This is a genomic window from Nitrospina gracilis 3/211, assembly GCF_000341545.2.
GTDB classification, from domain to species: domain Bacteria; phylum Nitrospinota; class Nitrospinia; order Nitrospinales; family Nitrospinaceae; genus Nitrospina; species Nitrospina gracilis.
The window spans coordinates 1,087,949-1,101,246 of sequence record NZ_HG422173.1 but is presented as its reverse complement, the minus strand read 5'-3'; the positions used below and the strand labels follow the sequence as shown (position 1 = coordinate 1,101,246).

Sequence of the window (13,298 nt, the reverse complement as noted above, 5' to 3'; positions counted from 1 at the left end):
GTTGTGGTATATATATCGTGGTCTCCACGAAGAAATTCCCTCTGTAAGGATGTGAACCCGAAATGCGAACGGACAGGTACAAGATCAAAATGGAAGACATTTCACCCTATCCCATAGAACGCTCCGCCGACTGCCAGGAGTGGGAGGATGTGTCCCACGAGGAGTTGGAATCCATTCTGGACTCGGCGCCGGAAGACAAGGTCAGAACCTTTCTGGGCGTGGTCCGAAACGGCAGCTTTGCCGCCCTGGACGGGTACTTCTACCGCATCCGTCCCCGCAGCTGACCCGCACCCACCGGCATGCCGCACAACCTGAACGTCGTTTTGCTGGAACCGGAGATCCCATCCAATACGGGGTCCATTGGCCGGTTGTGCCTGGCCACACAATCCACCCTCCACTTGGTGGAACCGCTCGGCTTCGAGATCACCGACAGCCGTCTGAAACGCGCCGGGCTCGATTACTGGCAGCACCTGGATGTGGTGCGGCACGCTGACTGGAACGCGTTTTTACAAACTCTGCCTCCCGACGCCCCTTGCATCTTTTTCTCCAAAAAAGCGAAAAAGCTTTATTCCGAGCACCGCTATCAGCCCGGCAGTTACCTGATCTTCGGCAAAGAAACGCTGGGCCTGCCGGAAGAATTGATCAATGCCCACCCAGAGACCGCCGTGCGCGTACCGCAATACGATGACCGCGTGCGGTCGCTGAACCTGTCGAATGTCGTCTCCATTGCCGTGTACGAAGCCCTGCGCCAGTTGGGCTACTGATCCACCCGTTTCAACCCTGCCTTTTTCAGATCTTTTTCAGCAATTTGTCACAACCCTCATTCCACAACATTAACCACATCTAATTAAAAAGTTTTAAGGCCGCCTTAAGGGTCTCTTAATTTTCACCTTCTATATTGAAAAGTGAAAAGGACACTCGACGCAACAAAGGGAGTTCGCAAAAAGTCACAGATCATTCACCCACAGGAAAGGAATCGATCATGCTTTATCACCGACCCCGTTTGAAACGGACTGAGGGAACCAGGGCAACGACGGTGCTGGCTCTGCTGACGCTGGGCCTGGTGCTGGCGTCCGCGCCGGCACTGGCGGCAAAGGACTGCCCGCAACCGCGCAAGACCAAAACCGCCCCGTCCAAGTTTCAGAAAATGGAGATTCCCAAAACCGCCAGTGCCCAGAACGGAGAAACCCTGTTCCAGAAATCCGCCAAACCAATGGCCTGCAAGATGTGTCACGGTGACAAAGGCGACGGCAAGGGGCCCCTGGGCAAGGCGCTGAAACCGGCTCCGCGCAATTTCACCTGCGCCAAAACGATGAACGACATTTCGCCGGGACAGATGTTCTGGGTCATCAAAAACGGCTCTCCCGGCACCGGTATGGTGGCCCACGGGAAGCAACTCAGCGACAAGGAAATCTGGGACCTGGTGAAGTACATCAATACGTCCCTTGCAAAATAAACCGCAATGCCAACCCGCTTCCATAGAGGAGGTGTCATCATGAAAACCCCAATGCTTCCGACACTCGCCGGAGCGATGGCGCTCTGGCTCGCCACCGGAACCGGTCTCGTCCAGGCAAAAGGCTATGAGGCTGTCGATGTGAAAAACGGCGGCACGCTGACCGGCACCGTGCTGTTCAAAGGCACGCCCCCGGACCCGATCATGGAGGACTTGTCCAAGGGAAAGAACGCCGAGTTCTGCGCACAGCACCCCGACGCCACGAAGGACGGAATGCGTCCACGGCATAAGGTGCAGGTGACGGACGGCAAACTCAACGGCGCCGTTGTGTTCATCCAGAACATCGACAAGGGCAAGGATTGGAAAGACGAGACCATTCAGTTCGATTTCAAGGACTGCGACATCTTCCCGAAGGTGTCTGTCGTCCGGCGCCCCCCGCGCGGAGTTCGTGAAGGCCTCGTGCAGATCGTCAACCAGGACCCGGACATTCTTCACAACCCGCACGGCTATGCAGTGAAGGGCGCACAGAGGAAGACGCTGTTCAACAAACCGCTTCCCAGCAAGGGAGACGTGGCCGATGTCACGAAGAACCTGATGCGCATGCGGCCGGGACGCGACCAGCATTTCTTCCTGCAGTGCGATCAGCACAACTTCATGGAAGCCGATGCGCGCGTGGTGTGGAATCCGTACTACGCGGTCACCGGGAAGGACGGCGCGTTCACGCTGGATCAGGTTCCCGCCGGTACTTACAAAATCACCGCGTGGCATCCCTACGTCGGTGAGGTAACGAAGGAGGTGACCGTCGGCGCCGACGGAACCGCGAATCTGGACTTCGAGTTGACTTCGAAGTGAGTCACCTCCCCTGAACCTCCCTGGTGCGGCGCCGGGCTTCGGTCCGGCGTCGCCTTCCCCCTTATTACAAATTCCCCACGCGCTGCCTGTTCAAAACAATGGTTGAATCAACCGGATTGAAGGAGTATAACTCGGGACAGAAGTGACCGCGGTTGATTCACCCGTTGAGACACTCGTATGATATCCCGCCTCTTTATCCGACGCCCATCCCGGCTTATTGTTTTGGTCCTGTGTTTCACCTTGCTTGCCTGCGGACCTTCTTCGGAACGCAAGGACAGCGGAATCCCCCCCGAGGCCGTGAAGGAGTTGATCCAGTATGCTAGGGCAGGAAATATTGCCCAAATGGACATGTGGGTGGCCGGGCACGGCAAGGACCCCGATACACTGGCCGTGGCCCTTCTCGCAGCGGTGGAATCCGACGCGCGCAGTGCGGCTTCATGGCTGGTCAACCGCGGCGCTCCCGCTACGGCTTCCGATTCCACCGGCTTCACCGCTCTCATGCACGCCTCCCTGAATGGCAACGCCGAGCTGGCAACCTCCCTGATCAAACTGGGAGCCGATCCCCTTGCGCGGGATCATGACGGGCGCACGGTCTTGATGAGCGCGGTTGCCGGTGGCAATCACCACCTCGTGCAGACCCTTTTCCCCCTGAAAGTCGATCCAAACCACCGCGACCAGTTCGGCTTCACTCCCCTCATGTGGGCCGCCACCATGGGAGACCCGGCCATGGTGAAATTGTTGCTCGACAACAAGGCCGAGGTGGACCTTCGCGACCGCAACGGTTATTCGGCTTTATGGCTGGCCGCCATGCGCGATCAGTTGGAAATCGTGCGCCTGCTTCTGGACCACGGTGCGAAAACCAGCGTGCGAAACAACGACGGCTTCACCCTGCTTATGGACGCGGCGGTCGGTGGCAAGATGGACATCCTTCCCGTTCTTCTTCAACATGGCGCCAACATCAATGCCACAGACTCCTTCGGCCGCACCGCGCTCATCGACACCGCCTACCGCGGCCGTCAGGATATGGTTCACCTGCTTGTGGAGCACGGTGCGAATGTCAATCTGCAGGACCACGATGGATTGACCGCCTTGATGGCCGCGTCCCTTCGGGGCGACGCGGAAACGGTACAGACTTTACTGGACAAGAAAGCCGACGTGCACGCCAGGGACCGTTTCGGCAGGACTGCGCTGGCGGGCGCCGTGCGAGGGGAACACGAACCGGTGGTCCGCCTTCTCGTCGATTACGGGGCGGATGTGAACACACGTGACGAACAGGGGATGACGCCGCTCAAGATCGCCGCCTCACGCGGACACCTCGGGCTGGTGCGGTGGCTGCTGGACCACGGAGCCACGCCCAAGTTCCGGAAAGACGAACCGTTCACTCCCCTCAACAGTGCCGCATTCGGAGGAAACCTCGAGATCGTAAAACTCTTTCTCAGCAAGGGAGCCGACGTCAACCAGGCGGACAGCCGGGGCCTGACACCGCTGATCAGCGCCGCCTTCGGCAATCATGGAGACACAGTCCGCCTGTTGTTGAATAAGGGCGCGGACGTCAATCAACAAGCGAACAATGGCTGGACCGCTCTCATGAGTGCCGCGTTTGAGGGCAACCGCGAGATCGTGCAACTGCTTCTGGAACGAGGAGCCAATCCACAAGCGCGCACACAGGATGGATGGACCGCCGCCCAAAGCGCCCGTCTGGGCGGGCATGCCGAACTGGAAAAACTGCTGGCGGCAGGATAAAACGTTACTTCTCGTACTTCAGGTTACGGCTTCCTTTGGGGTTGTAAACGTACATCAGAAGAAGAGCCCAGTTGCCCTGCGTGTAGCCGGTAGTCCCCCCCTCCGTAGCGAGCCGGGTGGGATCGAATTCAAACTTCGCATAGTGCCGCCCATCACGGGTACGCACATAATAAACGCCGCCGGGCTTGTCGAAATCCATCGACAGGTTTTCAGCGTACCCTTCCGGCGGAGCCCGGTCGGTGTAAACCAGGAAATCGCTTTCCACTTCCAGTTCAGGGCCGGAGACAAACTGCAGCCCACCCCCACCGGATACCGCCAGCCGGATGTGGTTCCAATCCGTCCTCGATCCAAACATCGGAAATACATCCGCCTCTTCGGGATCCAAAGCGCGTCGTCCTTCATTGAAGGACCACCCGAACGGCTGATGGTTTTCCACCCCGATCCGCATGAGACCGGATTTCACCGGGGGGCGGTCGGGATCTTTCCGTTTGATCTTGATGAAGGCGGTCGATTCGCTTTCATACCAGTGTGTAAAGGGAACGTATCCCTCAAGGGTGACCTGAAGCTTGGCGCTGTCCGTGCCTTCGTAATCCAGTCGGAACCTCCCCTGGGCGTCGGTCCGCGTATCGTAAACCGTGGGATGATCCCACACCAGGCTATCGCGGCTGATCTTCCAGCCGTACTGCCGAGTCTGAACCCGCACATCGGATACCGGCTCGCGGGTATCGTAATCGACCACCGTGCCTTCGATGCTATGCTCGCCGGAACAGGCGGCCAGAGTAATAGCCGGAACCAGAAACAGAAAATTGATTGCGCGTGGGGTTTTCATAGACTGAACCCGGCGAAGGAATCATGAAGGGCCGCAAGTTTTTTCAGGATCAATCGGTTTTAACTGCTGGCAACGCGGTTTTTTCCCTGAAGCTTGGCCCGTTCCAACGCGCCTTCCGCCCGTTTGAACAATGTTGTTTTCGTATCGCCTTCCTTAGCCTGTGCAAGTCCGGCACTGACAGTCACACGCACCCGGTTTCCAAATTTGTCGTTGATGTCGTTCATCAGGTGCGTCCGCACGGTCTCGACGCGGTCTCGCAAACGCTCGGCGGCACCCCGCACATTTTTGTACGAGGAATTGTGGAACAGGACGGCAAACCGGTCCTGCGTGTACCGGTACACAAAATCCGACTGCCGCACTCCGTCACGGATCACCGCCGCCACACTGCACAATGTGTTGTTCGCCGCTTCCGCCCCGTACTTGTTCTGTATCGATAGAAAATCATCGATGTCGAAAAGCGCGAGGAAGAACGGTTCCAGGGTTTTGTGAAAGGCCTTCAGGTTTTCTTCGATTTTGATGTCGTAGGCCGACCGGTTCAGGACCCGTGTCAATCCGTCCAAGATCACCTGTCCCTGCGTGTCGGCGCGTGACTGCAGGGTCAGGCAATGCTGGTGCAGACGTTCGACCTCCTGCCGGACGATACCGAACCGTTTCTGAATCTGTTCGGTGACATCCAGCATCCTGTCGCGGATGGCCAGGGTGTGCCGCAGTTCGCGCGCTTCTTCCAGTTCATCGATGATTTTTTCCAGGCCCTGATCGAGTTTGCTTCCCTTGCCGAACATCGATGTGAGAGACCGGGCCAGGGCGCGGATGATCTCCACCAGCCCCGCCCGCTCCAGCAGCCGCAAGTCGGTGTTCATTTTTAAAAAATCAAAGCCCTGCTCGATCTCCTTTTGCAGCGGAGCATTGAGACCCGGAGCCACCGGCGGCAGCCGGTTTTTCAGCAGGTCCAGCTTATCGTGCAGGTCGTGATCCTGAGGCAGGCCCCGTGCCGTTCCTTCCACAAACACACGCAACAAGGCCACAAGGGATTCGACGTCCTCCGGGGTCACGGTGCCGCCACCGCGCAGTTTGAAAGAAGGCTGTTCGGATTGAGTTCCCATTCTCACCTGAAACGATGATTTAACTGCATTTCGATTGTACCAGATTGGGAACCCGGTCAGTGCGGGGAACCACCCTTGGTCCAGGCCTTATGGCGTTTTTGGGGCATCCATGGCACAACGGAATCCGAAATTGGAATTACGCAGGTGTGGCTCCGACCAGAACCGCGTGGCGCTCATCTGGTGACGCGCGCCGGAATACCACGATCCGCCACGCAATGTTTTTTCCGTTCCGGTCTCGGGTCCCTGCGGGTTGGCGGGGGGACTGCGTTCGTAATAGGTTTTGTCGTACCAGTCGGACACCCACTCCCAGACGTTGCCGGACATGTCATAGAGACCGAACCCATTGGGCTTTTTCTGGCCGACCGGGTGCGTGGTCTCATCGGAGTTGTCCTCGAACCAGGCGTATTCGCCGCTGTGTTCGTCGCCCCAGTAATACGCGGTCTGCGTTCCCGCGCGGGCGGCTTTTTCCCATTCCGCTTCGGTGGGCAGGCGTTTGCCCACCTGTTTGCAGTAGGCGCTGGCTTCCAGCCAGGTGACCTGGTCGGCGGGAAGGTTTTCACCCTCGAACTTCGAGGGATTGGCCCCGCGGATGGCCACGTACTCTTTTTGTGTCACCTCGAATTTGTCGAGGAAAAATCCATCCACGAACACTTTGTGAGGGTACTTGTTGCTGGCTCCTTCCAGACCCATGGTGTACGTTCCGGGAGGAATGTACACCATGCCGGCCGGAGGTTGCAGTGGGTCCTCCGCGCGGACCAGCCCCGGATGAAAGGCGATCCATGCCGCCGACACACACCACACGGCCACAAGGGCCCGCTTAAATACTCCGAATTTCATTTTCATTCCTTCAACCAATAAAATTTTCAGTAAAACGAATTGATGTCCGATGCATCCTAACATTATATAAACCCGAACGCACGACGACATATTTCCTACACAGACTGGGTGAAGAAGAAATCCATGGGACTTCTCGACTGGTTAAAAACAGACAAGATCAAGGAATGCCAGGAACGCCTGCGGCACCATCCGGACAATCCGCGCCTGCATTTCGAGCTTGGAGTGGAATACGAACGGCTGGGCAAAAACCAGGAGGCCCTGGCGGCCTTTCAGGAAACCGTGCGCCTCGATGAGGGCTCGGCGGAAGCGCATTTCAACCTCGGTTGCCTGTACGAAAAAGTAGGCGACGGACGAAACGCCATCGTGCACATGATCAAGGCGGGCAACCTGTTCGCGCAGAGAAACGCACCCGTTCAGAAAGAAACCGCCCGCACCAAAACGCAGGAGCTGTACCACAAATTCAAACTCGATCCCGGCGAGTTCGCTCCCGGCAACGGCAAAACCTGAAACCGCTGTAAAACCCTTCCTTAGCGAAGCCGGCTCCCGACCCAGCCGTCTTAGGCCCCACCCCTCCTTCCTTTTTCACGATTCGCTTGAGATGGGGATTTATCCTGTTACACTGAAAAGACAGTCCTTCACGCACTCCGCCCGCAACCGGAACGGCGCTTTTTATGAAAATTTGCCTGATCGAGCCATCCAAATTCGTGTCGCTGACGAACTTCGTCTCGACCATCAGCATGCCGCCCATCGGCCTGGCCTACATCGCCGCCGCCCTGCGCGAGGCGGGTCACGAGGTGACGGTGGTGGACGGACCCGGCTCCGCGCCGCGCCAGTTTTTTGAGTTCCGTGGCATTAACATCCGCGGCCTGGAGAACAATGAAATCATCGAGCGCATACCTGAAGACGCCGACGTCATCGGCCTCGGTTGCATGTTCAGTTCCAACTGGGTGTACGTGCGCGACCTGGTGAAAGGCATCCGCGAACGGTTTCCCAACAAACGCCTCATCATGGGCGGCGAACACGTCACCGGCTTTCCCGAATTTTCCCTGGAACAGGCGCCGCTCGATGCGGTGGTGCTGGGCGAAGGCGAAGAGATCATCGTCCGCCTGCTGGACCGTTGGCAGAATGGCGAACCGGTTGACGATCTCGCGGGCATCGCCTTTCGCAAACCCGACGGCACGGCGCAGACCAATCCGCGTCACAACCGCATCCGCGAAATCGACTCCATTCCCTGGCCGGCGTGGGACCTGTTCGACATCGAGCAGTACAACGCCGTCAACCAGCCGCATGGCGCATCGCAAGGCCGCTTCATGCCCATGCTGGCGACACGCGGATGCCCGTTCCAGTGCACGTTCTGCACCAGCCCGCACATGTGGACCACCGAATGGACGGCGCGCGACCACAAAAACGTGGTCGATGAGATGCAGACCTACATGAAACGCTACGGCGTCACCGATTTTCAGTTCGAAGATCTGACCGCCATCGTGCGCCGGGACTGGATGCATGCCTTCTGCGACGAGGTACTGGCGCGCGGCATGGAGATCACGTTCCAGATGCCGTCAGGCACCCGCAGTGAAGCCATCGATTTCGAGCTGGCCAAAAAACTGAAAGCGGCGGGATGCCACGAGTTTGCTTTCGCCCCGGAGTCCGGCGACCCGGAAGTACTGCAGGCGATCAAGAAGAAGGTCGATCTCGACAAGATGTTTCATTCCGCGGGCGAGGCGCTCAAGGCGGGCATCAACGTCGGGTGCTTCTTCATCATCGGCTTTCCCGAGGACACGTACAAAAGCGTGTTCAAAACCTACGCCGCCATGATCAAGTGCGCCATGCTCGGATTCACCAACGTGAATCTCAACGCCTATTCGCCACAACCGAACACCGAGTCGTTCAACCAGCTTCGCGAGAACGGCATGATCCCCGAGCTCGACGACGATTACCTGATGAGTCTGTTCACGTTCCAGGATTTCGGCGCGTGCAAGACGTCCTACAACCCGCGCTTCGGCCACCGCGAGCTGTCGTTCCTGGTGATCTTCGGGCAGGGCCTGTTCTACGTATTTTATTTCCTGCGCAAGCCGGTGCGCATCTACTACCTGTTCCGTGATTTCTTTTCCGACCGCGCCGCCAACAAGAGCAACAAGATGGTGAAGTCGATGGTCAAGGACGCCTTCAGCCTGCTCAAGGCACGGCTCGGCCGCCTGTTCAAAACTGCATGAGGACCCTGCCCGATGGATGTGGTGGACGCCCTGCGTGAGCGCGAACGCGCGCGCATGCATTACTGGGACCGCAAGGATTACTTCATCCCGCACCGCCTGCAATGGCGGGCGCACATGGCGCGCCACCTGTTCCACCTCCTGCCCGGCGAGAGCATTCTCGATCTCGGCTGCGGCGACGGACGCTGGACTCGCGAGATCGCCGACCTGCACAACCACAAACACCCCGTCACCGCGGCGACCTTCAATCCCGATTATTTCGACAACCTGAACGCGGACCAACCGGAGAACGTCGAACCCGTTCTCATGAACGAATTTCCGGGTCCGCTGGCTGGGCGCAAGTTCGACACCGTGGTCGCCTGGCACATGCTTCCCAACCCAAACTACGGCGCATTCCTTCATGAAGCGCGAAAACTGCTGAAACCCGGAGGCCGCTTCCTGCTGTTCGAGCCCAACCCGTGGAATCCGTATTCGCAATTACGCCGCTTCTTCACGCGGCTGATCCCCTTCATCAAACTGCGCGACGAGGGTCCACGCTTCAACCGCATCGAGATGATGTCCATCCTCTCGGAGATCGGGTTCACCGGCATCCGCATTCTGCCCTACGATTTTCTGTTTCCACCCTTGCCGAAAGCCCTTTTGTGGCCGGTGCAGAACCTGAGTCTCATCCTCGAGAACATGCCCTACGTACGTAACTTTGCGGGCGAGCTGTATCTCAACGGACAGAATCCCGCGCCGGAAGGCTGGATGCGTCCGTATGTCCCGCTCACCGAACACGTGTCGCTGAAAGGCCGTGTGTCGGTGGTGGTGCCGTGCCACAATGAAGAAGCGAACCTGAAACCGCTGGTGGCAAACCTGACGGGGTACTTCGACGATTACATCAAAGAGATTGTGCTGGTCGATGACAACAGCACCGACCGCACGGCGGAGGTGGGCGAAGCGTTGCACGCTGAAGACCCGCGCGTGCGCGTGCTCAAACGCACGCCGCCGAACGGCGTGGGCCGGGCGCTTCGCGACGGGCTCGCCGACGCAAAGGGCGATTACGTTCTGCTCATGGACTGCGACTTTCAACATATCCTGCCGGAGCTCACCGGATTGTTCGACGCGGTGGCCAATGGCGCGGACGTGGCCATCGGTTCCCGCTTCTCGCGCGACAGCGTTCTACTCAATTACGCGTTCACCAAGATTATCGCCAACCGTGCGTTTCATCTATTCGCGCGACTCCTGTTCCGCAAGTACCTGCGTGATCTCACCAACAACCTCAAACTGATGAAACGCGAAGTGGCACAGAATCTTCAGTTGGAGGCGCACGATTTTGCCGCCAACGCCGAAACCGGACTGCAGCCGCTCCTGCTCGGTTACAAGGTCGAGGAGGTGCCCATCTCGTGGATCAACCGTTCGGTGGATATGGGATTCTCCAGCTTCAACCTGCACAAGACCGGCCCCAATTACCTGAAAGTGTTCCTGCGGCTGTTCTGGCGGCAGTGGCGCGGCAAAGCCATCACCCTGCCTGTCGAATCGTCCTCACCTCAACACCCCGCACCGAACAAATAAATGACCCTTCACTATTCCCGTTTGCGATTCTGGATCTTTTCAGTGTGGCTTGCGGTTTTATTTCTCTCTGGAGTTTCTGTTCCGGCCCTGGCCAACGGCGACGATCACGACGAGTCCGGCGATTCGTTTCTGGAGGCGGTGAGCGACGCGCTGGGCGTGGTGTCGTTGTGGGGGTTGGTGATCCTGAACGCGCTCTGGTATTACCACATGGGGGTGCGCAGACTGCCGCGCGGTGTGCGCGAAGCGCTTCCGGATTTTATCGTACGCAAACCCGTGCAATGGAAAGTGCGCTGGCGCAACTATCACTACTGGGGCAATCCCGTCATACTCGGCCTCAGCTACCTTCACGGCTTATGGGCGGAGGACAGCAACTGGGTATTGTGGGCGGGATGGGGGTTGATCGGCGTGCTGTGTCTGTCGGGCCTCGCCATGAAACTGCAGGGGGCGGACCAACCCGGCGCAAAAGTGACACGCCTGCTTCACACCCAGCACACGCTGTCGGTGGTGATGGTCGTCCTGCTGTGGCTCGGCCACCTGTTCGCAGACGATTGAGGCGTCACTCCTTCGGGGTGTCCGGTTTGAACAGGCCGGTGATAAAATAGACGAGGTAGGGAATCAACACACCGAACACCAGCAGGCCCCAGGTGAAGCCGCTTTCGCCGTACTTGAGTTCCAGCGCATGGATGGGACCGCGCCAGGCCCAAACGGCGTAGATTCCGCCCCCCACAACCAGCAGGATGATTTTGACACGCTTCGCCTTCATGCCCGCCTCCTTCGCCGCCACCTTGCTGTGGCTCGCGGTGGCATGTCCCGCCCCGGCGTTGGCCGAACGGGAAACCGTCGTTCAATCCTATCCCAACGGCGGGGTGCATTTCGAGATCCAAATCGACGAAAACCGGTTCCGGCACGGCTGGACGCGCGAGTTCCGCGAGGACGGGTCGTTGATGAGCGAGTACATGCACGAACACGGCGTGAAACAGGGGCTCGCCCGCTTCTATTACGATACGGGCGAGCTCATGACCGTGTGGGTGTACGAGGACGGCCGGCGGCACGGACAGAGCATCGGTTACTTCAAGGACGGGGCAGTGAAGGACCGCGGATTTTACAAGAACGACCTCCTGCACGGTCCGGTGACGCTGTACCATCCCGACGGCACGGTGAAGGCACAACTCGAATTCAAAGAAGGCCGCCGCCACGGCGAGAGCAAAACGTATTACGAAGACGGGCAGGTGCAGTTCGTGTACCGCCATGACAACGACCGCATGCTGGAAAGCGAGCATTACGGACGGGACGGGCAACTGCTTGAAAAGCAATACTATCCATCACCCGGCGGGCGCTGACCGATCTCGAATGAATTTTCCATGCCGGGGGCTTTGCAATTGTTTGGCACGGCTTCCGGCACCGCGATATAATGGGGGTGAATGAAGCCTGTCTATTTTGATACACAGAAAGTGAACAACCACCAGCCCCGCGCCATCCTCGTCGGCGTGGAGACGAACCAGGGTACGGGCCCGCCGGTCGGTGACTCGCTGGACGAGCTGTCCGGGCTCGCCACCACGGCGCATTACGATCCCGTTGCCCATCTCACCCAACGCCTGTCCACCATCCACCCCAAAACCTATCTCGGTAGCGGCAAGGTGGAGGAACTGCACCAGGCGGTGAAGCACCACGACGCGGAGATCGTGATCTTCGATGAAAACCTGTCGCCCGCGCAAACGCGCAACCTGGAAAACCTGCTCAAGTGCAACGTGGTGGACCGGTCGTGGATCATCCTCGAAATCTTCAGCGATCACGCGCGCACCAGCGAAGCGAAAACGCAGGTGGAACTGGCGCGGTTGAAATACTCGTTACCGCGACTGACGCGGATGTGGGGTCACTTGTCGCGCCAGCGCGGCGGCATCGGCATGCGCGACGTGGGTGAGACGCAGATCCAGCTCGACCGGCGCATGATCCGCGATCAGATCTCCAAGCTCACGAAGAAGCTCAACCGCATTCACAAGGAAAAACAGACGCAGAGGAAAAGTCGGCAGACCACCTACCAGGTCGCGCTGGTGGGCTACACCAACGTCGGCAAATCGACGTTGATGAACTGCCTGACGGGGGCGGACACGCTGGTTGAAAACAAACTGTTCGCCACGCTGGACGCCACCGTGCGCAAGGTGAAAAAGAATTTTCCTTATCCGATCCTGCTTGCAGACACCGTCGGCCTCATCGACAAACTGCCGCACGATCTGGTGGCGTCGTTCAAAAGCACGCTGGACGAAGTGCGCAATGCGGACCTGCTGGTGCATGTCATCGACATCAGCCACCCGCATTACCGGCGGCAGATGGCGACCGCCGAGAGCGTGCTCAACGAACTCGGCATGCACGACACGCCAACCGTGAACGTGTTCAATAAAATCGACCGAATCGAAAACCAGCAGGATGTGGAGGAGATGCGGCGGCTGTATCCCGACGCGGTGTTCGTGTCCTGCCGGAAGGAATTGGGACTGGACGATCTGCGCCGCGCCATCGTGCATCACTACGAAGCGCGGCTGGTTCCCTACCAGGTGGAACTCGATTACACGCGCTCGGACCTCATTCCCGAAATCCGCAAACACGCGCTGGTGGTGGACGAGCGGTATCACGACGAGACCATGACGCTCGACCTGCGCATCTGGCCGCACCACAAAGCCCGCTTGATGGAACTCCTGAACGGCTACGCCTGAAGCGGACCG

General features: G+C 58.6%; 15 protein-coding genes. 11 read left to right on the top strand and 4 right to left on the bottom strand.

All coding sequences use genetic code 11. The annotated features are described in order from the left end of the window. Nucleotides 1–62: 62 nt before the first annotated feature. From TX82_RS05270 to TX82_RS05250, 5 genes are all read left to right on the top strand, one after another. The gene (locus TX82_RS05270; RefSeq protein ID WP_005007772.1) at nucleotides 63–284 is read left to right on the top strand and encodes a hypothetical protein; all 222 of its coding nucleotides are present in this window, start codon (nucleotides 63–65) and stop codon (nucleotides 282–284) included. A gap of 15 nt (nucleotides 285–299) precedes the next feature. After that, nucleotides 300–764, top strand: coding sequence for a tRNA (cytidine(34)-2'-O)-methyltransferase (locus tag TX82_RS05265; protein WP_005007769.1), 465 nt, complete (start codon nucleotides 300–302; stop codon nucleotides 762–764). A 218-nt stretch (nucleotides 765–982) separates the two neighbouring features. Next, entirely contained in the window at nucleotides 983–1,456 is a 474-nt protein-coding gene (locus tag TX82_RS05260) for a c-type cytochrome (protein ID WP_005007767.1), read from the top strand. Nucleotides 1,457–1,495: 39 nt separating this feature from the next. Beyond that, nucleotides 1,496–2,305, top strand: coding sequence for a carboxypeptidase-like regulatory domain-containing protein (locus TX82_RS05255; protein WP_005007765.1), 810 nt, complete (start codon nucleotides 1,496–1,498; stop codon nucleotides 2,303–2,305). Nucleotides 2,306–2,482: 177 nt separating this feature from the next. Then, nucleotides 2,483–4,048, top strand: coding sequence for an ankyrin repeat domain-containing protein (locus tag TX82_RS05250; RefSeq protein WP_005007763.1), 1,566 nt, complete (start codon nucleotides 2,483–2,485; stop codon nucleotides 4,046–4,048). A gap of 4 nt (nucleotides 4,049–4,052) precedes the next feature. Here TX82_RS05250 and TX82_RS05245 read toward each other — a convergent pair whose 3' ends face one another. From TX82_RS05245 to TX82_RS05235, 3 genes are all read right to left on the bottom strand, one after another. After that, complete coding sequence (locus tag TX82_RS05245) at nucleotides 4,053–4,877, bottom strand: carboxypeptidase-like regulatory domain-containing protein (protein WP_005007760.1); 825 nt, start codon at nucleotides 4,875–4,877, stop codon at nucleotides 4,053–4,055. Between the two features lie 59 nt (nucleotides 4,878–4,936). Further along, a complete protein-coding gene (locus tag TX82_RS05240; protein WP_005007759.1) occupies nucleotides 4,937–5,980 on the bottom strand; it encodes a GGDEF domain-containing protein in 1,044 nt (347 codons plus the stop codon). A gap of 87 nt (nucleotides 5,981–6,067) precedes the next feature. After that, nucleotides 6,068–6,817 (bottom strand): formylglycine-generating enzyme family protein, encoded by a 750-nt coding sequence (locus TX82_RS05235; RefSeq protein WP_005007757.1) that lies wholly within the window; start codon nucleotides 6,815–6,817, stop codon nucleotides 6,068–6,070. Between the two features lie 123 nt (nucleotides 6,818–6,940). Here TX82_RS05235 and TX82_RS05230 point away from each other — a divergent pair, with 123 nt between their 5' ends. From TX82_RS05230 to TX82_RS05215, 4 genes are all read left to right on the top strand, one after another. After that, a complete protein-coding gene (locus TX82_RS05230; RefSeq protein ID WP_005007754.1) occupies nucleotides 6,941–7,324 on the top strand; it encodes a tetratricopeptide repeat protein in 384 nt (127 codons plus the stop codon). 164 nt (nucleotides 7,325–7,488) lie between these two features. Next, entirely contained in the window at nucleotides 7,489–9,030 is a 1,542-nt protein-coding gene (locus TX82_RS05225; protein WP_005007751.1) for a B12-binding domain-containing radical SAM protein, read from the top strand. Nucleotides 9,031–9,042: 12 nt separating this feature from the next. After that, a complete protein-coding gene (locus TX82_RS05220; RefSeq protein ID WP_005007749.1) occupies nucleotides 9,043–10,581 on the top strand; it encodes a glycosyltransferase in 1,539 nt (512 codons plus the stop codon). Further along, nucleotides 10,582–11,133 (top strand): hypothetical protein, encoded by a 552-nt coding sequence (locus tag TX82_RS05215; protein ID WP_005007746.1) that lies wholly within the window; start codon nucleotides 10,582–10,584, stop codon nucleotides 11,131–11,133. It abuts the gene before it with no gap. Between the two features lie 4 nt (nucleotides 11,134–11,137). On the opposite strand, the gene TX82_RS05210 is transcribed toward TX82_RS05215, so the two are convergent. After that, nucleotides 11,138–11,344, bottom strand: coding sequence for a hypothetical protein (locus TX82_RS05210; RefSeq protein ID WP_005007745.1), 207 nt, complete (start codon nucleotides 11,342–11,344; stop codon nucleotides 11,138–11,140). On the opposite strand from TX82_RS05210, the gene TX82_RS05205 reads away from it, so the two are divergent. Further along, on the top strand, nucleotides 11,325–11,921 hold the full coding sequence (locus TX82_RS05205; RefSeq protein WP_187291914.1) for a toxin-antitoxin system YwqK family antitoxin: 597 nt from the start codon (nucleotides 11,325–11,327) through the stop codon (nucleotides 11,919–11,921). The two genes, TX82_RS05210 and TX82_RS05205, sit on opposite strands and share 20 nt — an antisense overlap. An 81-nt stretch (nucleotides 11,922–12,002) precedes the next feature. Continuing rightward, complete coding sequence (hflX, locus tag TX82_RS05200; RefSeq protein WP_005007742.1) at nucleotides 12,003–13,289, top strand: GTPase HflX; 1,287 nt, start codon at nucleotides 12,003–12,005, stop codon at nucleotides 13,287–13,289. Nucleotides 13,290–13,298 lie beyond the last annotated feature (9 nt).

What these genes read in the sequence shown, in the direction of transcription:
- TX82_RS05210 (WP_005007745.1), bottom strand. Translation starts at nt 11,344, where the DNA reads ATGAAGGCGAAGCGTGTCAAAATCATCCTGCTGGTTGTGGGGGGCGGA.
- TX82_RS05250 (WP_005007763.1), top strand. Translation starts at nt 2,483, where the DNA reads ATGATATCCCGCCTCTTTATCCGACGCCCATCCCGGCTTATTGTTTTG.
- TX82_RS05260 (WP_005007767.1), top strand. Translation starts at nt 983, where the DNA reads ATGCTTTATCACCGACCCCGTTTGAAACGGACTGAGGGAACCAGGGCA.
- TX82_RS05255 (WP_005007765.1), top strand. Translation starts at nt 1,496, where the DNA reads ATGAAAACCCCAATGCTTCCGACACTCGCCGGAGCGATGGCGCTCTGG.
- TX82_RS05230 (WP_005007754.1), top strand. Translation starts at nt 6,941, where the DNA reads ATGGGACTTCTCGACTGGTTAAAAACAGACAAGATCAAGGAATGCCAG.
- TX82_RS05270 (WP_005007772.1), top strand. Translation starts at nt 63, where the DNA reads ATGCGAACGGACAGGTACAAGATCAAAATGGAAGACATTTCACCCTAT.
- TX82_RS05235 (WP_005007757.1), bottom strand. Translation starts at nt 6,817, where the DNA reads ATGAAATTCGGAGTATTTAAGCGGGCCCTTGTGGCCGTGTGGTGTGTG.
- hflX (WP_005007742.1), top strand. Translation starts at nt 12,003, where the DNA reads ATGAAGCCTGTCTATTTTGATACACAGAAAGTGAACAACCACCAGCCC.
- TX82_RS05220 (WP_005007749.1), top strand. Translation starts at nt 9,043, where the DNA reads ATGGATGTGGTGGACGCCCTGCGTGAGCGCGAACGCGCGCGCATGCAT.
- TX82_RS05225 (WP_005007751.1), top strand. Translation starts at nt 7,489, where the DNA reads ATGAAAATTTGCCTGATCGAGCCATCCAAATTCGTGTCGCTGACGAAC.
- TX82_RS05245 (WP_005007760.1), bottom strand. Translation starts at nt 4,877, where the DNA reads ATGAAAACCCCACGCGCAATCAATTTTCTGTTTCTGGTTCCGGCTATT.
- TX82_RS05215 (WP_005007746.1), top strand. Translation starts at nt 10,582, where the DNA reads ATGACCCTTCACTATTCCCGTTTGCGATTCTGGATCTTTTCAGTGTGG.
- TX82_RS05240 (WP_005007759.1), bottom strand. Translation starts at nt 5,980, where the DNA reads ATGGGAACTCAATCCGAACAGCCTTCTTTCAAACTGCGCGGTGGCGGC.
- TX82_RS05265 (WP_005007769.1), top strand. Translation starts at nt 300, where the DNA reads ATGCCGCACAACCTGAACGTCGTTTTGCTGGAACCGGAGATCCCATCC.